Source organism: Roseovarius roseus, assembly GCF_043355935.2.
In the GTDB taxonomy this organism is placed as follows: domain Bacteria; phylum Pseudomonadota; class Alphaproteobacteria; order Rhodobacterales; family Rhodobacteraceae; genus Roseovarius; species Roseovarius roseus.
This window is the reverse complement of sequence record NZ_JBHFPE020000018.1, coordinates 1-23,165: the sequence shown is the minus strand read 5'-3', so window position 1 is coordinate 23,165 and position 23,165 is coordinate 1. Positions and strand designations below refer to the sequence as shown.

The 23,165-nt window shown below is 63.6% G+C and carries 14 protein-coding genes; 12 read left to right on the top strand and 2 right to left on the bottom strand.

The features are described from left to right. Positions 1-48: 48 nt before the first annotated feature. The 7 genes from rfbC to ACEWPL_RS17315 all read left to right on the top strand — a co-directional run bounded on the left by rfbC (position 49) and on the right by ACEWPL_RS17315 (position 5,233). Complete coding sequence (rfbC, locus tag ACEWPL_RS17345) at positions 49-618, top strand: dTDP-4-dehydrorhamnose 3,5-epimerase (RefSeq protein WP_393929053.1); 570 nt, start codon at positions 49-51, stop codon at positions 616-618. Further along, the gene (rfbB, locus tag ACEWPL_RS17340; protein WP_393929055.1) at positions 615-1,667 is read left to right on the top strand and encodes a dTDP-glucose 4,6-dehydratase; all 1,053 of its coding nucleotides are present in this window, start codon (positions 615-617) and stop codon (positions 1,665-1,667) included. The genes rfbC and rfbB overlap by 4 nt, the downstream gene beginning before the upstream one ends. Further along, positions 1,664-2,527, top strand: a complete 864-nt coding sequence (gene rfbD, locus ACEWPL_RS17335; protein WP_393929057.1) for a dTDP-4-dehydrorhamnose reductase — start codon at positions 1,664-1,666, stop codon at positions 2,525-2,527. Before rfbB ends, rfbD begins: the two co-directional genes overlap by 4 nt. Further along, positions 2,524-3,399 (top strand): glucose-1-phosphate thymidylyltransferase RfbA, encoded by an 876-nt coding sequence (gene rfbA, locus ACEWPL_RS17330; RefSeq protein ID WP_393929059.1) that lies wholly within the window; start codon positions 2,524-2,526, stop codon positions 3,397-3,399. Before rfbD ends, rfbA begins: the two co-directional genes overlap by 4 nt. A 165-nt stretch (positions 3,400-3,564) precedes the next feature. Next, positions 3,565-3,699 (top strand): hypothetical protein, encoded by a 135-nt coding sequence (locus ACEWPL_RS17325; protein WP_393929061.1) that lies wholly within the window; start codon positions 3,565-3,567, stop codon positions 3,697-3,699. Then, positions 3,689-4,345, top strand: coding sequence for a calcium-binding protein (locus ACEWPL_RS17320; protein WP_393929063.1), 657 nt, complete (start codon positions 3,689-3,691; stop codon positions 4,343-4,345). The genes ACEWPL_RS17325 and ACEWPL_RS17320 overlap by 11 nt, the downstream gene beginning before the upstream one ends. 219 nt (positions 4,346-4,564) lie before the next feature. Beyond that, the gene (locus tag ACEWPL_RS17315) at positions 4,565-5,233 is read left to right on the top strand and encodes a LuxR C-terminal-related transcriptional regulator (protein WP_393929065.1); all 669 of its coding nucleotides are present in this window, start codon (positions 4,565-4,567) and stop codon (positions 5,231-5,233) included. 17 nt (positions 5,234-5,250) lie between these two features. Here ACEWPL_RS17315 and ACEWPL_RS17310 read toward each other — a convergent pair whose 3' ends face one another. Next, positions 5,251-6,543, bottom strand: coding sequence for a sensor histidine kinase (locus ACEWPL_RS17310; RefSeq protein WP_393929067.1), 1,293 nt, complete (start codon positions 6,541-6,543; stop codon positions 5,251-5,253). A gap of 465 nt (positions 6,544-7,008) precedes the next feature. Between ACEWPL_RS17310 and ACEWPL_RS17305 the strand changes: the two genes are divergently transcribed. The 5 genes from ACEWPL_RS17305 to ACEWPL_RS17285 all read left to right on the top strand — a co-directional run bounded on the left by ACEWPL_RS17305 (position 7,009) and on the right by ACEWPL_RS17285 (position 22,742). Next, positions 7,009-16,077 (top strand): peroxidase family protein, encoded by a 9,069-nt coding sequence (locus ACEWPL_RS17305; protein ID WP_393929069.1) that lies wholly within the window; start codon positions 7,009-7,011, stop codon positions 16,075-16,077. An 88-nt stretch (positions 16,078-16,165) separates the two neighbouring features. Next, complete coding sequence (locus ACEWPL_RS17300) at positions 16,166-17,983, top strand: type I secretion system permease/ATPase (RefSeq protein ID WP_393929071.1); 1,818 nt, start codon at positions 16,166-16,168, stop codon at positions 17,981-17,983. Further along, entirely contained in the window at positions 17,980-20,088 is a 2,109-nt protein-coding gene (locus tag ACEWPL_RS17295; RefSeq protein WP_393929073.1) for a cadherin-like domain-containing protein, read from the top strand. Before ACEWPL_RS17300 ends, ACEWPL_RS17295 begins: the two co-directional genes overlap by 4 nt. A gap of 25 nt (positions 20,089-20,113) precedes the next feature. After that, on the top strand, positions 20,114-21,442 hold the full coding sequence (locus ACEWPL_RS17290) for an HlyD family type I secretion periplasmic adaptor subunit (RefSeq protein ID WP_393929075.1): 1,329 nt from the start codon (positions 20,114-20,116) through the stop codon (positions 21,440-21,442). Between the two features lie 133 nt (positions 21,443-21,575). Then, on the top strand, positions 21,576-22,742 hold the full coding sequence (locus tag ACEWPL_RS17285) for a nucleotide sugar dehydrogenase (RefSeq protein WP_393929077.1): 1,167 nt from the start codon (positions 21,576-21,578) through the stop codon (positions 22,740-22,742). A 112-nt stretch (positions 22,743-22,854) separates the two neighbouring features. Here the strand turns inward: ACEWPL_RS17285 and ACEWPL_RS17280 are convergent. After that, positions 22,855-23,165, bottom strand: a 311-nt coding sequence (locus tag ACEWPL_RS17280) for a hypothetical protein (protein ID WP_420744369.1), incomplete at its 5' end; no start/stop codon positions are given.

Here is a 23,165-nt window from a genome sequence, read left to right as displayed (position 1 = left end):
AACCATCCGCTGGGATGCCGATATCATGACCAGTTGGAGATCATCACCTTGCAGATCGAAAAAACCGGCCTCGAGGGGCTTATGATCCTGACCCCCGCGCGCTTCGGGGACCATCGCGGCTTTTTCTCGGAAAGCTGGAACAAGGCGCGGCTGTCTGCCGCCGGGCTGGATCTGCCCGAGTTTGTTCAGGATAACCATTCGCTGTCCGCACAGGTGGGCACGGTGCGCGGCCTGCATTTCCAGGCGCCGCCCCACGCCCAGGGCAAGCTGGTGCGCTGCGGACGCGGACGGCTTTTCGACGTGGCCGTCGATATCCGCCGCGGCAGTCCGACATATGGTCAGTGGAGCGGCGCCGAGCTGAGCTTCGAGAACGGGCGCCAGCTCTGGGTGCCGGCGGGGTTTCTGCACGGCTTCATGACCCAGGAGCCCGATACCGAGATCGTCTATAAATGCACCGATTACTACGCCCCCGAATGTGACGGCGCCGTGGCCTGGGACAGTTGCAGCATCGACTGGCCGCTGGAAGGCATGTCCCCCATCCTGTCCGAGAAGGATGAAGCCGCGTCGGCCTTCGCCGATTTCGACAGCCCCTTCACCTATGAGGGCCAGGCATCATGAAACTGCTTGTCACCGGAGGGGCAGGGTTCATCGGATCGGCGGTGGTGCGCCTTGCCGTGGCGCGGGGCCATGAGGTCATCAACCTCGATGTGCTGACATATGCCGCCTGCCTCGAAAACGTGGCGAGCGTCGCGCAGAGCCCGCTCTACAGTTTCGAGCAGGTGGATATCCGCGACGGTGCGGCGGTGGAGGCCTGCCTTGCCCGCCATGCGCCCGATGCCATCATGCACCTGGCCGCCGAGAGCCATGTCGACCGCTCGATCGACGGGCCGGGCGTGTTCATCGAGACGAACGTGATGGGCACCTACAACATGCTGCAATCGGCGCGCGCCTTGTGGGAGCGAAAGGGTAGGCCGGACACATTCCGGTTTCACCATATCAGCACGGATGAGGTCTTCGGCTCGCTGCCCGCCGATCCGGCGGTGCAGTTCACCGAAGACACGCCCTACGATCCACGCAGCCCCTATTCAGCCTCGAAGGCCGGATCGGACCATCTGGTGCGCGCCTGGCACGAGACCTATGGGCTGCCGGTGGTGCTGACCAATTGCTCGAACAATTACGGCCCCTATCATTTCCCCGAAAAGCTGGTGCCGGTCATCATCTTGAATGCGCTGGCCGGAAAGGCCCTGCCGATCTACGGAAACGGCTCTAATGTGCGGGATTGGCTCTATGTCGAGGATCATGCCGATGCATTGCTGACGGTGCTGGACCGGGGCACGGTCGGCAGATCCTACAATATCGGCGGCGAGAATGAGCGCAGCAATCTGGAACTGGTGCAGACCCTGTGCGCGATCCTGGACCGCCTTCGTCCGCGGGATGACGGAAAGTCTTATGCCGACCAGATCACCTTTGTCGCCGACCGGCCGGGCCATGATGCGCGCTATGCGATCGACCCCACCCGCATCCGGGACGAGCTGGGCTGGCGCCCCAGCGTGAGCGTCGAGGAAGGGCTGGAGAAAACCGTGCGTTGGTATCTGGAGAACGAGGCCTGGTGGCGCGCCTTGCAGGACCGCGACGGTGTCGGCCAGCGTCTGGGGTCCGGGAAATGAAGATCCTGCTCTTCGGGAAAACGGGTCAGGTCGCCCGCGAGGTGCAGCGCCGGGCAGGGGCCACCGATCTGGTGGTGCTGGGCCGGGACGCCGCCGATTTCACCGATCCTGCCGCCTGCGCCGCACATGTCATGGCGACGGATGCGGATGCGGTCATCAACGCGGTCGCCTACACCGCCGTCGACGGCGCCGAGGAAGATGAGGAGACGGCCACGCTCGTCAATGCCCACGCCCCCGGCGCCATCGCGCGGGCGGCGGCGGCGCGGGGACTGCTGATGGTGCATATCTCGACCGATTACGTGTTCGACGGGGCGGGGCAGGCACCCTTTGCGCCGGATCACCCCACCGCGCCGCTGGGCGCCTACGGGCGCAGCAAGCTGGCCGGGGAAGAGGCCGTGCGCGCGGCGGGCGGCACACATGCCATCCTGCGCACATCCTGGGTGGTATCGGCCCATGGCGGCAATTTCGTGAAAACCATGCTGCGCCTTGGGGCCGAGCGGGACAAACTGACCATCGTTGCGGACCAGATCGGCGGGCCGACCCCGGCCGCCGATATCGCCGATGCCTGCCTTGCCATCGCGGGCCAGCTGATCGCGGCGCCGTCCAAAACCGGCGCCTATCATTTCTCGGGCGCGCCCGATGTCAGCTGGGCGGATTTCGCGCGGGAGATCTTTGCGCGCAGCGGTCTGTCCTGCGCCGTCGAGGACATCCCGAGCAGTGCCTATCCCACGCCGGCGCGGCGTCCGATGAATTCGCGGCTCGACAACAGCGCGACGCTGGCGACCTTTGGCATTCCCCGCCCCGACTGGCGGGCCGGGCTGGACGACATTCTGACCGATTTAAATGGATCTGACACATGACTGAACGCAAGGGTATCATTCTGGCAGGGGGATCGGGGACGCGGCTCTATCCGGTGACGCTTGGCGTGTCCAAGCAGCTATTGCCGATCTATGACAAGCCGATGATCTACTATCCGCTCACCGCGGTCATGCTGGCCGGGATCCGCGAGATCGCGATCATCACCACCCCCCACGATCAGGAACAGTTCCGCCGCACCCTGGGCGATGGCAGCCAATGGGGGCTGGATCTGACCTACATCACCCAGCCCAGCCCCGACGGGCTGGCGCAGGCCTATATCCTGGCCGAGGATTTTCTGGACGGCGCCCCCAGCGCGCTGGTGCTGGGGGACAACATCTTTTTCGGGCACGGGCTGTCGGAGCTGCTGACCGAGGCCAGCGCCCAGCAGGCCGGAGGCACGGTGTTCGGCTATCGCGTGGCCGATCCCGAGCGCTATGGCGTCGTTGATTTCGATGCGGATGGCGTGGTGCGCGCGATCGTGGAAAAACCGGCGGTCCCGCCCTCGCGCTTTGCGGTGACGGGGCTCTATTTCCTGGACGGAACGGCCCCTGCGCGGGCCAAAGAGGTGACCCCGTCAGAGCGCGGTGAGCTGGAGATCACCACCCTTCTCGAGATGTACCTCGCCGACGGGCAGCTGAGCGTGAAGCAGATGGGCCGGGGATATGCATGGCTGGATACCGGCACCCATGCCAGCCTGCTGGATGCCGGCAACTTCGTGCGCACGCTCGAGCGGCGCCAGGGATTGCAGACCGGCAGTCCCGACGAGATCGCCTTCGACAAGGGGTGGATCAGCGCCGAACACCTGCGCGCGCGCGCCGCGAAATTCGCCAAGAACGATTACGGCAATTACCTGCTGGGCCTGCTCAAGAGCTGACGCATCCGAGGCTGGGATGGCTTGCAGGGCGCATCGCGGCGCCTTGCCGGGTCCGGTCCCGTCGCATTTTACGCAACCTCCTTGAATTGGCCGCAAATCCCGCCGCGCCGGGCCATGGCCTCCTGAGAAGACCTTTGCAAACTGATCGGGTTTGTGAGGCGGCTCATGCAACATCTGGACTTTCGTGCCCTGGTGGAGATTTTCGACCTGTTGCTGGTCGATGCGAGCTGGGCCCCGGACCAAGACCCTGAAACGCAGGGCGCCACGCTCTGGGCGGCCAGTGCCGCAATTGGCGATTGACGATCGTGGCAGCCGGTTTGACGATGCGATCGCCCTCGACACGTTCCAGACCCATGGGCGCAGTTTCATCGTGACCGGCGGGACCGATGCCGGGATCGCCCTGTTCGAGCTGCTTCCGGGCGGCACGCTTTACCATCACCACAGCACGGCGCAGACCCTGGATTGGAACATCGGCACTATCCTGTCGCTGCAGGCCGTCGTGACCGGCGATGAGGTTCAGATTCTGCTGACCGGCGCAAAAGGGCAGGGCGTGGCGCAGATGATATTGCCGCTCGACGCTCTGGGGCCCCTTCAGGTGGGAACGCAAGGGGCCGATAGTTTGACGGGGGCGGCGGGGGACGATCTGCTGATGGGACAGGGCGGCGATGACCGGATAAACGGCGGTGCGGGCGCGGATGTGCTGATGGCCGGCACCGGGCAAGATACGCTGACCGGCGGCGCGGGGGCCGATACATTCGTCTTTGCCGCCGATGGCCAGCCGGACACCATCACCAATTTCGAGCCGGGCCATGACCGGATCAATCTGGACGACTGGGGGATGATCTATGACATCTCGGCGATGACCATTCGGCCGCAGGACTGGGGCGCAACGCTCACCTGGCGGGGTGAGACCTGCATGTCTACAGCGACGACGGGACCATGCTGACCCTTGATGACTGGTCGATGGCCAGCTTCGTGTTCTGAGGGGTGCCGCCCCTCATGTGAAATGGGGGCGGCGCGGCGCAAGGCTGTATCGGGATTGTCAATGTCAAAAACGCAGGTCGGCATTGATTCGCCGATCCGGTGATGATACGGTAACCGATTATCTGTCACGCGCCTGCAACGGTTTTTCGTTCTCTGATTTTCATATGAGTGAAGGCATATTGTGAAACCTGTAACACTCGCATTCGTCGACGATCATCCGGTTCTGCTGTCCGGGATCTGTCAGCTGTTTTCATCCAGCGATGAATTCGAGATCGTCGGCACCGGCTCCACGGCGCAGGACGTGATCGACATCGCCAAATCGATGAAACCGGAGATCATCGTGATCGACCTCAACATGCCTGGCCGCATCCTCGAGGCGATTACCACGGTGGCGAACGACCACAAGGCGACGAAGCTGATCGCCTTCACGGCCTCCAGCAACATCGACACGGCGATCTCCACTCTCGAGGCGGGGGTTCTTGGCTATGTCCTCAAGGGCAGCACGCTGGACGAGCTGCGCGCGGCCATCAGGCAGGTCCATAGGGGCGAGACCTACATGTCTCCGCGCGTCGCGGCAAATGTCGTCGCCGGGCTACAGGTGAACGCGCGGGCGAGAACCGTGCCGACCGTCCGCTTCAGCAGCCGCGAGGAGGATGTCCTGCGCTTCCTGCTACAGGGCTGCACCAACAAGGAAATCGCCCTTTCCCTGTCGCTCAGCGAGAAAACCGTCAAGCATTATATGACGGTGCTGATGCAGAAGCTGGATGTGCGCAACCGGGTCGAGGTCGTCCTTGCCGCTCAGGAAATGGCCAATAGCGGCGGGCTGACACATCCCGGGCTCCATGCCTGACCCTGCGCGGACAGACGTCAAGACAGCCTCGTCGGCAACATGACCCGAAGCGTCGTCTCGTCGGCGCCATTCTCCAGCTCCAGCTTGCCTCTGAACGGCTCGAGACGGCGGCGCATCCCGTGCAGCCCCAGCTTCCAGGCGGGCTTCTTGGGCACGGTTTCCGGATTGATCGACGACCCGCTGCGGATGCTGATGTCCAGGTGAGCGCCACGGGATTTGACCCCGACCTGCGGTGTCTTTCCCCCGCTATGCCGGACGGCATTGGTCAGCCCCTCCTGAACAATTCGGAAAAGACATACATTGCGCGGGGGATCCAGCGCGATGTCCTGAATATCCATATCGAGCTCGACCGCCTCCCCGGTAAGCGCCTGATGCCGCTCGACCGCAAGCGCGACGACGCCGGCGGCATCGAGGCCATCCAGTTCCGGCAGGATCAGACCGGCGGACATGGCGCGCAGTTCCGTCATCACCTGGTCGGTCAGACTGCGCAGCGTCGTTCCGTCGGCCAGATCGGCTGTCGCATCGGTGTTGTCCATCAGCGACATGAGCCCCAGCAGCTGCACGGGCCCGTCATGCAATTCGGCACCGATGAGGTTCAGCACCTGCTCGTTCGCCTCGGCGGCGTCCAGCCGGGCCTGATCCGCCTCCTGGCGCAGCTTGCAGTTCTGGGCGGTCATTTTTCGTTCGGTTTTCAGCCGATCCTGCAGCTGGGCACTCTGACTGAAACTGAGGGCCAGCATCGCAAGCACTCCAAGGGTCGCGAAGGCCAGCGCGCCCCAGATCGTGCGCTCGACAAAGGCGCGGTCATGCAGAATTTCGGTTGCGTCCTGATAGATTTCCCCCACCGCCACCATCTCTCCAGTCTCTGGATCGTGGATCGGCGCGTAGACCTCGAAATACGGGTAGGACATCGGAAACGTGGGATCGGCGGCGCCTTCCGTCTCAAGCTTGGCGATGAAATGCCCGTCCAGCGAGATATCCAGATCATCGCCGTTGTGCTGTTCGGCCCCATCGGTGGGAAAGGTCGAAAAGACAAGCGTGCCATCCAGCCGCCAGATGCGCAGCAAGAGCAGCGAATTGTCCTCTGTAAGGTTGCGGAACACATGCTCCATGCCGGGCGCTCTCGGGGGCGTGCCATTTTGCAGCGACAGCGCATAGGGGGCCAGCAGGTTGTCGATATAGACGCTCCCCACCTTGCCATGAGATTGCAGTTGGAGCGAGCGGTACTTGCTGATGATGAAGAGGCCGAGGCCGAGCATGACGAGGATCACCAGGCAAGTGAATGCCGCCGCAAGCGGACTTGGGCGCATGACGAACCTCTTGGATCCGGGCGTCTGCGAATCACCCGATTCGTTCGATGGGCGAGGGGCGGTCAGGGCCATTTTTGATTCCCGGATACGCGTTTACCCTTAGGTTGAGTGGCTGGATCAGCCCCCCGGGGCATGTCACTTCTCATCGATTCTACACAAGTTTAAGACTTCTTAACGAAATTATTGAAATCGGGCGCCGGCGCCGCGCGCCCGCATCAGACCTTGGTCTGATCGCAGCACCGACCATGGGCCGAAAAACACCCCGAACTTTGGTACGGGTTTCGCAGTCGACCTCCGCCCGTGGCGGCCAATCGCGGTTGGTGAGACACTTGATCCAATACCTGGGACATTGGTGACGCCATCGCCCATCTGCGCTGCCGCAGGGCCGGGGCCAACCAGAAATCAAAAATAAAATTCAACTTGCGCCCGCGCTTTGCCGCTTCGGGTCATCTGGGGAGATTTGTCATGGCCGTCAAACTGAATGTAGCTGACCTCGAGTTCATCCTGCGTCAGATCAAGATCAGCGAAGCACATGCAAACGGAACGTCGCTGACTGAAATTTACGTCGATGTCGATGGCAATGTCGTGTCCGAGGGCACGCCGGGCGCTGTTCCAGGCATTTCCAGCCCGCTGGTGCCGAACGGCGTGCGCACCGTGGACGGCACTTACAACAATCTTATTCCGGGCCGGGAGACATGGGGGGCCGCGGACACGCCGATGCCGCGCATGTTGGATCCGAATTTCCTCAATGACGGCGATGGCGACATGATGCCGCTCGGGCCTCCGGGGGGGCCGCTGGTCACCAATACCGATTACGGTGTGATCGGCGCGCCCTCGGATCCGTCGGTCAATGGCGGGCATACCGGCAACGTGGCCGATGCCGATCCGCGCATCATCTCGAATCTCGTCAACGATCAGAGCATCGCCAACCCGGCTGCCGTCGAGGCATGGTTCGCCAGTGACGCGGCCCTTGCGGCCTTTCACGAACGCTATGGCGAAGACGCGATCCCGGTCCGTCCCGGCGAAGGCGTGGTCGCGCAGGTCGTGGCCAATGCCAGCTTCGAGGATCAATCATTGGCCGACGGAGCGCCGGGCGTCGTCAGCAGCGCCCTTGGCAACTACTCGCTTGCCGCGCCGACCGGCTGGACGATTTCCGGCGGGACCGGCGGTCTCTTTGCACCGGTGGACACCGTCTCGGCGACAGCGGGCCATCCCGGCCCGAACGTGGCGTGGCTGACCGGCGGTGCGACACTGGCGCAGGACGGTGGCCCGCTGACCGGGGGCGCCAGCTACAGCCTCAGCCTCAGCGTCGGTGACCGCACCGATCAGGCCTGGACCGGCGGCACTGCGCGCCTCGTGGCGGTGGGCCCAGGCGGCGCGGCGACGGTCATCTCGACCATCGCCCTGCCCACCCCTGCCGATGGACAATGGGCGGACCTGACCCTGGATACCGGGCCGATTCCGGCCGCGCTGGCCGGGCAGACGCTGCGCATCGAGGTGCAGCAAAGCGGCGCGTCGCAGGTTCTGGTCGACAACGTGTCGCTCAGCGCGACCGATGGCAACAAGATCGAGATCGACAATATCGACCTGGCAACCCTGCCGAACATCGCGCCCGATGACGGCATCTCGGCGCCGTTCAATGCCTGGATGACGTTCTTTGGCCAATTCTTCGATCACGGCCTCGACCTGATCACCAAGGGGGATAATGGTACGATCTACATTCCGCTGCAGGGGGATGACCCGCTGATCGCGGGGGCAGACGGCATCTTCGGCACCGCCGACGACCTGCCGAACCAGTTGCGCTTCATGGCGGTCACGCGCTCGACCCCGATCGACGGCCCCGGCGCCGATGGCATTCTGGGCACTGCCGACGACACGCAGCACGAGGGGCAGAACACCACCACGCCCTTCGTCGACCAGAACCAGACCTACACCTCGCATGCCTCGCACCAGGTATTCCTGCGCGAATACGCCCTTGACGCGAACGGCAATCCGGTGGCCACCGGCCACCTACTGGACGGTGCCAATGGTGGCCTAGCGACCTGGGCCGAAGTCAAGGCGCAGGCCCGCGACATGCTGGGGATCGAGCTGACCGATGGCGACGTTCTGAACATCCCGTTGCTGCGCACCGATCAATACGGCGAATTCGTGCGCGGGCCGAACGGCCTGCCGCAGATCGTGGTGGGCCTGGGGCCGGACGGGATTCCCAATACCGACGACGACGACGTGGTCGAGGGCAATCTGCCCGCGCCGGTCAACACTTTTGCGGCGGGCGCCGTGCGGATCGGTCATGCCTTCCTCGATGATATCGCCCATGACGCCAATCCCTTCGATGGGCAAACCGGAACGCTCAAGACCGCGGATGACGACGCCGCCCTGGGCCTGTCGGACAGCGTCAGCACCGCCGGCACCTACGATAACGAGATGCTGGACCGGCATTTCATCACCGGCGACGGGCGGGGCAACGAGAATATCGGCCTGACCTCGGTTCACCACGTCTTCCACTCCGAGCATAACCGCCAGGTGGAGGCCCAGAAGAAGACCGTCCTTGAATCGGGCGATATCGACTTCATCAACGAATGGCTTCTCGAAGCTATCCCGGCGGGTGATCCCGTTCCGACCGATCCCGCCGCGCTGACATGGGACGGCGAGCGCCTGTTCCAGGCCGCCCGCTTTGCGACCGAGATGCAGTATCAGCACCTCGTCTTCGAGGAGTTCGGGCGCAAGATCCACCCCAATATCGACCCGTTCGTGTTCAACGCGGTGACAGATATCGACCCGTCGATCTTTGCCGAGTTCGCCAGCGTCGTGTACCGTTTCGGCCACTCGATGCTGACTGACAACATGCCGCGCGTCATGGTGGACAGCACGACCGGCGCCGTGACGACCGACGACATGGGCCTGATCACGGCCTTCCTGAACCCGGTCGCCTACGACAATGACGGCGCGATGAGCGCGGACGAGGCGGCCGCCGCCGTGATCCTCGGCATGACCACGGAGCGGGGCAGCCAGATCGACGAATTCGTCGTCTCGTCCTTGCGCAGCAACCTTCTGGGCCTGCCGCTGGACCTGGCCGCGATCAACATCGCGCGGGGCCGCGACACCGGGATTCCCACCTTCAACGAGGCGCGCGAGCAGCTTTACCTGCAGACCAACTCACCCTGGCTGAAGCCTTACGAGAACTGGGTCGAGCTGGCGTCCAACCTCAAGACGCCGATGACGATCGTCAACCTGCTTGCGGCCTACGGCACCCATGCCAGCATCCTTGCGGCGGGCACGCTGGTCGAAAAGCGCGACGCGGCCTTCGATCTGGTCTTTGGCGGCGGTGCCGTCGCGGATCAGGAGCGTTTCGACTTCCTTCTGGGGCGCAACGGCTGGACCGCGGACAGTAACGGCCTGAACACCATCGATTTGTGGGTCGGCGGCCTGGCCGAGCGCATCATGCCCTTCGGCGGCATGCTGGGATCGACCTTCACCGCGGTCTTCGAAGCGCAGATGGAGGCGCTGCAGGATGGCGACCGGTTCTACTACCTGACCCGGACGCAGGGTCAGAACTTTCTTAACGAGCTTGAACAGAACTCGTTCTCGAAGATGCTGCTGGCCAATACCAGCCTGTCCGATCCCGGACCGGACGGCATTCGCGGCACCTCTGACGACATCGTCAGCCACCATATCGGCGTCGACAGCTTCGCGCTCTATGACTACGTGCTGGAAATCAACCAGGCCAACCAGCTGGTTCCCGATCCGGTCGGCAATGATCCGGTTCTCGAAGGGCTGGGCATGGGCAAGGTGGTCCGCGACGATCCCACGACCGCGGCGCTCGAGAGCAACTACCTGCGCTTCTCGGGCGGCGAGCATGTGGCCGTGGGCGGCACCAGCGGCAACGACACGATCATCACCAGTGACGGCGATGACGGCATTTGGGGCGATGACGGTGACGATTTCATCCAGTCGGGCTTTGGTGTCGATCTGGTCAACGGGGGTGGCGGCAACGACATCATCCTCGACGCCGGAGACGAGGGCGACTTCCTCAAGGGTGAGGATGGCGACGACGTGATGATGAGCGCCAACGGCCTCGACATCCTGATGGGCGGCGACGGCAAGGATGCGATCTCGCTTGGGGTCGATGCCTCGGAGGTGTTCGGCGGCGAAGGGGATGACTTTATCCTCGGCGGTGCCGGGGCCGACTTCCTGATGGGCAACGAGGGCAATGACTGGATCGAGGCCGGCGCCGGATTCGACGTCACCGCCGGCGACAATTCCGAGCTGTTCTTCAACAGCAAGATCCTCGGCCATGACGTGATGTTCGCGGGCTCGGACGAGCATGATTTCGACGCCGAATCCGGCGACGACATCATGGTGCAGGGTTCCAGCGTGATGCGCAACGAGGGTATGTTCGGCTTTGACTGGTCGACCTTCCAGGGCATGGCCAACGATGCCTATGCCGACATGCGCATCCCGATCTTCACTACGGTGCAGCAAGACATCCTGCGCAACCGGTTCGACCGAGTCGAGGCGCTGTCGGGCTGGGATAACAACGACACGCTGATCGGGGATGACCGCGTGGCCTCCGGCACCGGCGAGGCGATCGAGAACGATTTCACCAATGACGGGCTGAACCAGGAAGGCATCGACCGCATCGACGGGCTGTCCGACCTGGTGAGCATCGTCGATGGCGAGGAGTTCTGGGAAAGCGGCAACATTCTCCTTGGGGGGCGCGGATCGGACCTGATCACTGGCAATGGCGGCGATGACATCATCGACGGCGACCGCTGGTTGAATGTGCGCATCCGCATCACCGGCGATGCCAGCCAGGAGAACACTCCCGAGAACGAACTCACCACGGTTGACACGCTCAGGCATATCTTCAGCGCAAGCGATGGCGTGAATCCCGCTTGGGTCGGCAAGAGCCTTTTCGAGCTTCTGGTATCGCGGGACATCGTGCCCGGCCAGATGCACATCCAGCGCGAGATCCTGGATGGAGGACCGGGCGACGACATCGACGTTGCGATATTCAACGACAACCGGGATCAATACACGATCACCGACCTTGGCAATGATGTCTATCAGGTCGAACATACCGGGTTCGGCACCAACCCGGCCATCCTGATCGATGACGGCATCGACACGCTGCACAATATCGAGGTGCTGCGCTTTACGGATGGTGACTTTGTGGTCAACCAGCCTGCGACGGGCATGCCGGTCATCAATGACCCGACCCCGACCAATGGCCAGGTCTCGCCGGTCGAGGGGCAGCTTCTGACGGTGGACACGAGCGGCATCGCCGACGTGAACGGCCTGGGCGCCTTCAGCTACCAGTGGCAGTATCTCGATGGGGCGGTCTGGACCGACATCCCCGGTGCGACCGATGCAACATTCACACCGAATGATCCGAACTTCATCCAGCAACTGCTGGGCGATATCAGCGAGATCGGCCGTCAGCTTCGGGTCGAGGTGAGCTTTACCGACGGGATCGGCACTCTGGAAACGGTGTATTCCGAGCCGACCCTGGCCGTCACCGAAAACACGGGCGTGACGCTGAACGGAAATCTTTTCACCAATAACACGCTCAACGGCGGCGCTGGCAATGATGTGCTGAACGGTGTCAGCCCGTTCTTCGGATTTGGCGGCAACGACACGCTCAATGGCAATGGTGGCGACGACATCCTGAACGGCCAGAACGGCAATGACGTGCTGAATGGCGGCGCGGGCTTTGACCAGTTGGATGGCGGCGGCGGCAACGACGTGCTGAACGGCGGCGCGGATGACGATATCATCCTCGCTGGTGGAGGCACCGACACCATCATCCAGGCATCGACCGATGGCCGGGATGTGGTGGATGGCGGCGGTGGCAACGACACCTTCCTGCTTCAGGGCAATGCCGAAGCCGAGACCTTCACCGTCTATGCGATGTCTGACGGCCAGAACGCCGGTCTTGCGGCCAGCCTTGGAACCTCGTTCCTCGCCTCGACCGAGATCGTGATCACCCGCACCGTCGGGGGGGTCACCGCCGTGGTCGCCGAGCTGGACAATATCGAGGAGATCCAGATCGATACCCTCGCGGTATCGGCAAATGACGGAAATGGTGTGCCGAATGGCGGCACTGTTGGCGGGGACACGATCACCGTCGTCGGAGATTTCGTTCCGACCAGTCTCAACTTCAGCACGATCACGATCAACGGCACGGCTGCCGATGATACGGTCGACATCTCGGCTCTGACCTCGGCGCACCGCATCGTGTTCCGCGGCGAGGGCGGCAACGACACCATCGTCGGCACCTTGCGTCCGCAAGACGTGATCGACCTGCCCGGCAGCGGCGATCCGGTCGTGACCACCGATGCTGGTGGCATGGTCACCGTCAGCCGCGGCGGCGCCAGTGTCACCTTTGACGGCAGCGCCGGGATGCCCGGCATCGGCGCTGGAACGCAAGGCGACAGTGATGGAGCCACCGGGGCGTTCACGCTCAGCGCCAGTGACATCGCCGCGCTCAAGAACCTCGTGAACGGACAGCCCGCCTTCGAGAATGACGACGACAGCGAAGGCGCCACCGGTGTCCGGGCGCTCAGCGGCGAGGGCAACAATGAGGCCAACCCGCATTACGGTGCCGCCGAGGCGCCCTTCATCCGCCTGACGGATGCACATTACGGCGCGGCGGACGAGAACGGGAACCGCATAATCAACCCGATCTTCGAGGGGCTGGATCCGCGGACAATCTCGAACACCCTCGGCGTTCAGGATGACACGGTCGCTCCCAATGCGATGAACGCAAGCACCCTCTTCATGGCCTTCGGGCAGTATTTCGACCACGGGCTTGATTTCATCCCGAAGAACCCGGCTTTCGGCACCATCGATATCGGCGGGCCGGGTGCCGAGCGCAGCCCGACATCTGACAATCCCACCGATCTGACGCGGGCCGAGGTTGCCTATATCGACGGCGACGGCGTGCCGCAGCATGTCAACAAGACCTCCCCCTTCGTCGACCAGAACCAGGCCTATGGCAGTCACGAGCTGGTCGGGCAGTTCCTGCGCGAAAGCGACGGCGCACAAGGGTCCGGCATGCGGCTTCTGGGCGGCGAGGCAGATCCGTCGGATCCCGCCTTCAACCTGCTGCCGACGCTGCGCGATCTCATCATGCACCACTGGGACGCCGAGACCATCTTCGAGGATCCCGGCCTGCCGAATGGTGCGGCGACGCTGCAAGAGCTGCTGCCGGGTCTGGTCGATGACACGACCGGCGCAATCGACGGCGACATGGTGGCGGCGCTGGCCGGGGACTTCCTCGGCTCGGGCCAGCCGCTTCTGCTGGATACCAACCGGTATATCGACCTTCTCGATCATCGGATTGCAGGCGATGGCCGGGCCAACGAGAACTTCGCCTTGACGGCCGTTCACACGGTCTGGGCGCGGAACCACAACTTCCACGTCGAGAACCTGATCGCCCAGGGCTATGAGGGCAGCGCCGAGGAGGTCTTCCAGGCTGCCAAGATGCTGAACGAAAGTGACTATCAGCGCGTCGTCTTCCAGGAATTCGCGGACAAGCTTCTGGGCGGTCTGCGCAGCGCGGATGGCGATTTCGGCAACCATGGCTGGGACGGCTACAACCCCGATGTGGATGCGCGGATCAGCCATGAATTCGCCGCGGCGGCCTATCGTTTTGGCCATTCGCTGATCGGTGAGACGATGCAGGTCAAAGGGCCGGATGGCACGATGATGGAAGTGCCGCTCTTCGATGCCTTCCTCAACCCGACCAACGATCCGGGTGTCTTCACTGCGCCCCTGCCGCAGGGCTATGTGCCCGCGCCGGGATATGCGCAGCACGGCGTCGCCTCGATCATCGGCGGCACGGCGGTCCAGCAGGCCGAGGAGGTCGACCTGAAGATCGTCGACGCGGTCCGCTCGGATCTGGTGCGCATCAATGCCGACCTCTTTGCCTTCAACGTGGCGCGCAGCTGGGACGTGGGCCTTGGCACCATGAACCAGGTCCGTGCCGGTCTGGCCGCCTCCACCAACCCCTATGTGGCGCAGGCGGTGGCGATGGCGGGCGATCTGTCGCCCTATGCAAGCTGGGCGGATTACCAGGCCCGCAACGAGGTCAGCGCGGAGCTGATGGCGCAGCTGATGGCGGCCTATCCGGACCTTGTCCTGGAGACGCAGGAGGAGATCGACGCCTTCGTGCTGGCCAATCCCGACATCGCGCTGGAGCAAGGCGCGGACGGCACCATGATCGTCAGGGGGATTGACCGGGTCGATGTGTGGACCGGCGGCCTGGCCGAAAAGCACGTGAATGGCGGCATGGTGGGCCAGACCTTCTGGGTCGTGCTGCACGAGCAGCTCGACCGGCTGCAGGAGGGGGATCGGTTCTACTACCTCGACCGGTTCGAGAACTTCGACTTCTACCAGAACTTCAGCGAAGACACGACATTCGCCGAAATCGTGGCCCGCACCACCAGCCTGACCGATCTCGACAACGACATCTTCGACGCCACTGACGACGTGGCCGAAGAGGACGGCCAGGATGCCGGCAACGATGACGATGCGGATACCGGCGCGGATACCGGCGATGGAGACGCGGGCGGAAACGCCGATGACGACACTGCCGGAGACGACACTGGCGGAGAGACGGACAGCGGCACCGACGGCGAGGCCGGCGGAGAAACCGGGGACGACGAGGCCGGGGACGATGACCAGACTGGCACCCCGCCGCCGCTTGCGGCCGGTGGCGCCCTTCTGGGAACGGCGGCCGGGGAGTCTCTCTTCGGCTCCGCGGAGGCGGACAACATCCTGGCGCTTGAGGGCCGTGACATGGTCTTTGCCGGAGAGGGGGATGACAACGTCCTTGCCGGCGGCGGACGCGACATGGTGTTCGGCGACGGGGGCAATGACCGGATCTTCGGTGAAGGCGGTGACGACTTCATCGAAGGCGGCGCAGGCAGTGATTTCGTGGCCGGGGGTGCAGGCGACGACATGTTCATCGCGACCTCGGACGACGGCGACGATGTCTATTACGGCGATGACGTCTCGGGGGGCACCGGAAACGATACGCTCGACATGTCGCGCATCATCGAGGACGTTACCGTCGATCTGGGCAGCGGCGCAGACGGGCGGGGAGAGGCCAGCAGCGCCAGCAGCGGCACCGACGTTCTGTGGAGCATCGAGAACTTCATCGGCGGCGCCGGTGACGATGCGATCACTGCCGGGCGCGGGCAGAACATGATGGATGGTGGCAGCGGCAACGATGTCTATCGCTTCTTGTCTGCTCAGGATGCCGACGGCGACACCATCGGCTCCTTCCAGGCGGGCGACAAGATCGACCTCTCGGGGATCGACGCCGACGGGTCCGGCGCGGGCAACGGCAGCTTCACGCTGGTTTCGGATGCCTTCACCGGAAGCGGCCAGCTGCTGGTGACCCACGAGACCGGCGACGCCGGCGACGTGACCGTCATCCAGGGCAGCACGGGCGACGATGCCGCCCCGGACTTCACCATCTCGATCCGGGGGCGCCACGACCTGACGCAGGACGACTTCCAGCTCTGACCCTCACACCCATGGTCCGGGCCGGATCGAGACCGGCCCGGACCGACCAGTTTAGTCAAGTGGCATACGGCAGACGCAGGAGCGGGACATGGCCAATCGGGCAAAGACGTCGAACGGCACAGCGATCAAGATACTGGGAGGCGTCAAGGGCCTGGCAGTTTTCCTGCTGCTTCTGTCGGGGGTGATCAACATCCTCGCCCTCACCGGGTCGTTCTACATGCTGCAGATCTATGACCGCGCGCTGGTTAGCGGCAGCATCCCGACACTGGCCGCGATTTCGGCGCTGGCCATCGGGCTCTACATGTTTCAGGGCGTGTTCGACATCATCCGCACGCAGGTTCTGGTGCGGATCGGGGCGCGGCTGGACCGCCGCCTCGCGCCTGTCGCGCATCAGCTGGTCGTGGACATGCCCCGGCTGGGGTATTCCACTTCCGAGGCGCTGGAACGGGGCCGCGACGTGGACACGCTTCGCACGTTCTGTGGCTCGCAGGGGCCGATCGCCATTTTCGACCTCCCCTGGATGCCGATCTTCCTTGCCTTCGTCTATTTCCTTCATCCGATGCTGGGGGCGCTGACCATCGCGGGCGCGTTCGTTCTGACCTCGCTGGCAATCATCACCGAGTTGCGCACCCGCAACTGGGGCAGCGCGACGATGGCCTCCACGATCGAGCGCAATGCCATCGCCGACAGCAACGCGCGCAACGCCGAGGTGCTCAAGGCCATGGGGTTCGCCTCGCGGGCCGTCGCCCGGTTCGCAGCCGCCAACGACAAGCATCTGGAACTGCAAACGCGCACCAGCGATATCTCGGGCACCTATAGCGCCATCTCGCGGGTGCTGCGCATGCTGCTGCAATCTTCGATCCTGGGACTTGCGGCATACCTGACCATCATCGGCCAATTGTCCGCCGGCGCGATCATCGCCGCGACCATCGCCTCGGCCCGCGCCATGGCGCCGATCGATATGGCCATCGGCAATGCCAAGAACATGGAAGCGGCGCGCGCCGCATGGAAGCGGCTGCGCAACACGGTGGAGGTTCTGGAAAACCAGCCCAGACCGATGGAACTGCCCAACCCCAAATCGTCGCTCAAGGTCGAGGGCATCACCGTTTCGGCCCCCGCCACCGGGCGCGTCCTGCTGAGCGATATCACCTTCGAGGCGAAAGCCGGGCAGGCCATCGGCATCATCGGGCCCAGCGGCGGCGGCAAGACGACGCTGGCGCGTGCGCTGACAGGCATCTGGCCGACGCTCCGGGGGGCAGTGCGGCTGGACGGTGCGGAGCTCAGACAATGGAGCGATAACCGCCTCGGGGCCCATATCGGCTACATGCCCCAAGATGTCGCGCTGCTGGACGCGACCGTCGAGGAAAATATCGCGCGCCTCTCGCAGGAGCCCGATTCTGGGGCCGTCGTCGAAGCGGCTAGCGCGGCGCTGGTCCACGAGATGATCGTGCGCCTGCCCGATGGATATCGCACGTATCTCGGCCCCATGGGGACGTCGGTCTCGGGCGGTCAGCGGCAGCGACTTGGGCTGGCGCGGGCGCTTTACGGCAATCCGTTCCTAGTGGTTCTGGACGAGCCGAACGCGCATCTCGATCCTGAAGGCGAGGCTGCGCTGAGCGCCGCGATCGAAGGCGTCAAGAAACGCGGTGGCATCGTCGTTCTGATCGCGCACCGGCCCTCGGCGCTGCAGTCATGCGATCTGATCGGCGTCGTGCAGAACGGCAAGATGACGGCCTTCGGCCCGAGAGAGGAAATTCTGAACCCGCGTCCGATCTCGGCGCAGGGCAGCCCGAAGGTCGCATCAGGTAGCCGCGATCCCGAAACAGCGCCCGCAGACGCCCCCGCGAAGCGGATGCAGGAAGAGGTAACCATCAACCGCAACGCCAAGAAAGCAGGCCGGCCATGATCGACGTCAAAGGCACCCGCTCCGATCAATCCGGCACAGATCCGACGGATCCGCTGGAGCTTCGCAAGGAAGAAACCGGGACCGGCAGGATCTTCTCCGGATGGTTCGCAAGCCTGGTCGCCCTTGGGCTCTATATCCGGTCCTTCCTTTGGGCCGAGCCAGAGACAGTGCATGCGCTGCCCGAGGACAAGATGCCCGATTCCGAGAGTGAGGACGAGACGGGCGCGCCGGTCCTGCACAACGTCTCCTTCGAGGCCACCGAAGAGGACCCCGAGGCCGATCCCGGCAGCAGTCAGGGCAGCGGCGCCGCGGAAGAGCCGCAGGGGAGCACGCTTCTCTTTCCCGTCTTCCTTGGCTCATTCGATGACCTGCCCTTCCTGCCGCCGTCGCAATTCACCATGGATGCCTACCTGCCGCGCTCATCGGCCAACACGACTCTTCCCCCGTTCAGCGGGCTGAGAGCCGTGGGCGCGGACAGTCCGGCCCTCGCGGCATCGGGCCCGGCCGGAAGCAGTGCAGCACCCGCCCCCCCGCCGGAGACCGAAACCGACCCCGCCGAGGAGGACGAGACCGACACCCCGCGCGCGCCGGATCGAAACCGCGCGCCGCAGAACAAGGGGCCGGTCTATCTTGCCGATGTCGGCAGCGGCGCGGCGGTCGGCTTTGCCCTGTCGTTTTTCCTGTCCCAGACGATCGACGCCGATGGCGACGGGATGAGCGTCACGATGATATCAAGCAGTTCGGGTGCCATGACACCCAAGGGCGATGGCTGGCGCTACCTTGCCGATACTGATTACCTGGGCGAGGTGCGCATCGAATACGTGATCAGCGAGGGCGCCGAGGGCGTGACCCAGACCGCCTATCTGAACGTGATCGAGAACATCCATGACGGCACGGAGGGGGATGATCTGATCGTCGGCACCATTGGCCGCGACAGGATCGATGGCCAGGCGGGCGACGACAACCTTGCCGGGCTGGGTGGCCGCGACAGGATCTACGGCGAGGACGGCGATGACAACATCGCGGGCGGCGACGGCAATGACAGCCTCTTCGGCGGCGACGGGGATGATCTGATCGTCGGTGGCACCGGCGATGACTGGATCTCGGGCGGGGCCGGTCAGGACCGCCTCTATGGAGGTCTCGGAGATGACGAGATCTACGGCGATGAGGGCAACGATGCCGCCTATGGCGGTGACGGCCGTGACACCATCTTCGGGGGCGACGGCGACGATTTGATCCGCGGCAACGCTGGGGCCGACCTTTTGTCGGGGGATGCAGGTATGGACCGGCTCTTCGGGGGCGACGGGGATGACGTGATGTCCGGCGGCGCGGGCGCCGACACGGCATTCGGCGACGCGGGCGATGATCTGCTCTTTGGGGATGATGGCGATGATCACCTCGACGGGGGGGATGGCGCCGACATTCTGACGGGGGATGCGGGCAATGACATGCTCTTGGGCGGGAATGCGGACGATATCCTGACGGGCGGCGCGGGCGAGGACGTTGTTTCGGGCGGCGCAGGCGATGATGTGGTGATTGCCGATGACGATGCGATGGCCGACCATTTCAATGGAGGGGATGGTCACGATCGGCTGGATTACTCCGCCGCCACCAAAGCGGTGATCTTCGATCTGGCAGAGGGTATGGCGTCTGGCGAAAGCACCGGCGCGGATTGCTTCGAGGAGTTCGAGCATATCATCGGCAGTGCCGGTGACGACATCTTCCGGGCGGGCGCGGGCGAGGGAAACCTGACCGGCAATGGCGGCGCGGACCTCTACAGCTTCGTGCAGGGCGACACCGTCGAGATGATCCGGTCATCCTACCTGATCACCGATTACGACGCGGATGATGAAATCTGGATCGGCACGGGATCGTCCAGATATCACATCAGGAAAGCGCAGAAGTCGATCGAGGAGCGGATCGAGGACGAGCTGGAAGATTATGCCGAAGGCATCGGCGCGGACGAGCCTCATCTGAGCTTTCATTTCGACTGGACCGAGACATACCGACGGACCGCAATCGAGGTCGATTTTGATCGCGACAAGGTCGTCGACCTCGAAGTTATGCTGGACGGCGAGCATGTGTTTGTCGTCGAGCACACGTGATTGATTGGAAGGAAGGGTTTTCAAGATGGCTGGATCTGCACCCACCCCCACCGCCGCGCCGGACCGCAAGGCCGCATATGACCGCCTCGGCGGCCGGATCTTTCTGGGCGCGGTCCTGGTCGTCGCGCTGCTGGGCGGCGTCGGCGCCTGGGCCTTCACGGCCAACCTGACGGGCGCGGTGATCGCGATGGGAACCGTGAAGGTCGATCAGAACCTGAAGCAGGTCCAGCACCGCGACGGGGGCATCGTCAAGACGATCACCGTGCGCGAGGGCGACGATGTCGAACTGGGACAGATCCTGTTTCACCTCGACGATGCGCAGGCGCGGGCCGAGCTTTCGATCCTTTCGGCCCAGATCGACGAGGCCGAAGCGAGGCGCGCGCGGCTTCTTGCAGATCGCGAGGGGGCCGTCGAGATCCGGTTTCCCGACCGGTTTCAGACATCTGATCCCAAGCATGCCGAGCTTGTCTCGGGCGAAGCGCGGCTGCACGCGGGCAACATCGCCAACCGTGCAAACCAACGCGAGCAGCTGGACCTTGGCATTGCCCAGGTCAACGAGGAAATCTCTGCGCTCACGGCGCAGCGCGCCGCGCTGACGGACGAGACCGCGCTGGTCGAGAAGAGCCTGAAGCGGATTGCCGGCCTGTACGAGAAAGGCCTGGTCGAAGCCCTTCGGGTCGAGGAGGCCGAGCGCGAGTTGGTGCAATTCCGCGGCCGGCTGGGCGAGATCGACGCCAATATCGCCCGATCCCGGTCGCGCATCAGCGAGATCGGCATGCGGGTCCTGGCGGTGGACGAGGTCGCGCGCACCGAGGCGCAGCGTGAGCTTGCCATTGTCGAGGCGCGCATCCTGGAGCTGTCTGATCGCGTCGCGGTCATTCAGGACCGCCTGTCGCGCACGGAAATCCGGGCGCCCATCTCGGGCCGCGTCAACGAGCTTTCGGTGTTTACCGAAGGGGGCGTCATCACGCCCGCCGAGGTTCTTGCCACCATCGTGCCGTCATCGGCGGAGCTGAGGATAGAAGTGCAGCTTCCGACGACCGCGATCGATCAGGTCTATCTGGGCCAGCCCGCGCGCGTGCGATTTTCATCCTTCAATCACCGCACCACGCCCGAAATCGTCGGCACGATTTCGCATATTTCGCCCGCGACCACGATATCCCCGGCCACGGGCGAGCCGTTCTATATCGGCCATGTTTTCCTGACCCCGGACGAGCTTGCGCGGCTGAACGGGCTGGCCCTGATGCCCGGCATGCCTGCCGAGATCTACCTGTCCACCCAGGAGCAGACTGCGGCGGCCTATTTCGCCCGGCCCCTGATCGACCAGTTTCAGCGCGCCTTTCGCGAGGAGTGAAGCGGCCCCGCGCGGCCCGCTCCGCTGCGGCCGGTATGGCGCTCCGCTTCTCCTGCGAGGTGGCGTTCATGCACGCCGTGCTCTAAAGCGATGGCATTGAAAATGCTCATTGCTTACTGAAACGAGTGACAGAATGAAAATAGCAGTTGCCGGCATCGGATATGTCGGGTTGTCGAATGCGGTATTGCTTGCAGGCGCGCATGACGTGACCGCCGTGGATATCTCGCCAGAGCGCGCGGAGATGGTGAATGCGGGGCGCTGCCCGATCGTGGATCCGGACATCGAGGCATATCTGGCCTCGGGCAGGTTGAACCTGCGGGCGACGACCGATGCCGCGGCTGCCTATACGGGCGCCGATTTCGTCATTGTCGCCACGCCAACGAATTACGACCCGCAAACCAACTACTTTGACACCTCCTCGGTCGAGGCGGTGATCCGCGAGGTGATGGCCATCAACCGGGAGGCCGTAATTGTTGTCAAATCGACCGTGCCCGTCGGCTTCGTTCAGGAAATTCGTGCGGCGCTGGAGACCAATCAGGTGATTTTCTCGCCCGAATTCCTGCGAGAAGGCCGCGCCCTTTACGACAACCTGCATCCCAGCCGGATCATCGTTGGCGAGCGCTCGGACCGCGCCCGCGCTTTTGCGGACCTGCTGCTGGAGGGCGCCATCACCAAGGATGTGCCGGTGCTCTTCACCGATCCGGACGAGGCCGAGGCGATCAAGCTTTTTGCCAATACCTACCTTGCTATGCGTGTCGCCTTCTTCAACGAGCTGGATAGCTACGCAATGGCCGGTGGTATGGATACCCGCCAGATCATCGCCGGGATCGGCCTCGATCCGCGCATCGGGGATCATTATAACAACCCGTCCTTCGGTTACGGCGGCTATTGCCTGCCCAAGGACACTAAGCAGCTCTTGGCCAACTATTCCGAGGTGCCGCAAAACCTTATTCGGGCAATTGTCGACGCAAACCGCACGCGCAAGGACTTCCTGTCGGACCAGATCATCGCGCGCCGCCCCGACGTTGTCGGCATCTACCGTCTGGTGATGAAAGCGGGCAGTGACAACTTCCGCCAGTCGTCGGTTCAGGGGATCATGAAGCGGATAAAGGCCAAGGGCGTGAAGGTCATCGTCTATGAACCCGCCCTGCACGAGGACACGTTCTTTGGCTCGGACGTCGTGCGCGATCTGGACGCGTTCAAGGCGCAATCGGAGATCATCGTGGCCAACCGGGTGACCGATGACATCCGCGACTGCGAGGCGAAGATCTTTACGCGCGATCTGTCGGGCGCGGACTGAAGCAGCCCTGCATTGCGCAACTGGACTGCCTCGATTGTGAGTCGTGGAGTTTGCTCACAGAGGTCTTACAAAACGCATTAGCTGCGACTTTTGGAATTCCGTCGGATGAATCTTACGGGCGTTGATCTTTTCCAAGATTGCTCGTCTGATATGCATTGTAGATGTCATCAACCGCTGTGGCATGCATTTTCTGAAGGTTGCGCAATTCTGCGGTCGAGAGGAAGACCCTGCGACCAGAGGCCAGAGCGCCCTCTAATCTTTCTGGTATCTCCTCCCCGGGCCTTCGCTCTGGGTCCTCCGCCACGTCAAAACCGTGGTGTTTTATTAACACACTTATATTCTTAATAGGTCGTGTCGCGAAGGTGGTGGAAATTTGAAGGTGGCGTAATCTCCGGGTGAACTTGAACCCACCCAACCGGCGGC

What these genes read in the sequence shown, in the direction of transcription:
- ACEWPL_RS17310 (WP_393929067.1), bottom strand. Translation starts at nt 6,543, where the DNA reads ATGCGCCCAAGTCCGCTTGCGGCGGCATTCACTTGCCTGGTGATCCTC.
- ACEWPL_RS17325 (WP_393929061.1), top strand. Translation starts at nt 3,565, where the DNA reads ATGCAACATCTGGACTTTCGTGCCCTGGTGGAGATTTTCGACCTGTTG.
- ACEWPL_RS17290 (WP_393929075.1), top strand. Translation starts at nt 20,114, where the DNA reads ATGGCTGGATCTGCACCCACCCCCACCGCCGCGCCGGACCGCAAGGCC.
- rfbB (WP_393929055.1), top strand. Translation starts at nt 615, where the DNA reads ATGAAACTGCTTGTCACCGGAGGGGCAGGGTTCATCGGATCGGCGGTG.
- ACEWPL_RS17295 (WP_393929073.1), top strand. Translation starts at nt 17,980, where the DNA reads ATGATCGACGTCAAAGGCACCCGCTCCGATCAATCCGGCACAGATCCG.
- ACEWPL_RS17300 (WP_393929071.1), top strand. Translation starts at nt 16,166, where the DNA reads ATGGCCAATCGGGCAAAGACGTCGAACGGCACAGCGATCAAGATACTG.
- ACEWPL_RS17305 (WP_393929069.1), top strand. Translation starts at nt 7,009, where the DNA reads ATGGCCGTCAAACTGAATGTAGCTGACCTCGAGTTCATCCTGCGTCAG.
- rfbD (WP_393929057.1), top strand. Translation starts at nt 1,664, where the DNA reads ATGAAGATCCTGCTCTTCGGGAAAACGGGTCAGGTCGCCCGCGAGGTG.
- ACEWPL_RS17285 (WP_393929077.1), top strand. Translation starts at nt 21,576, where the DNA reads ATGAAAATAGCAGTTGCCGGCATCGGATATGTCGGGTTGTCGAATGCG.
- rfbA (WP_393929059.1), top strand. Translation starts at nt 2,524, where the DNA reads ATGACTGAACGCAAGGGTATCATTCTGGCAGGGGGATCGGGGACGCGG.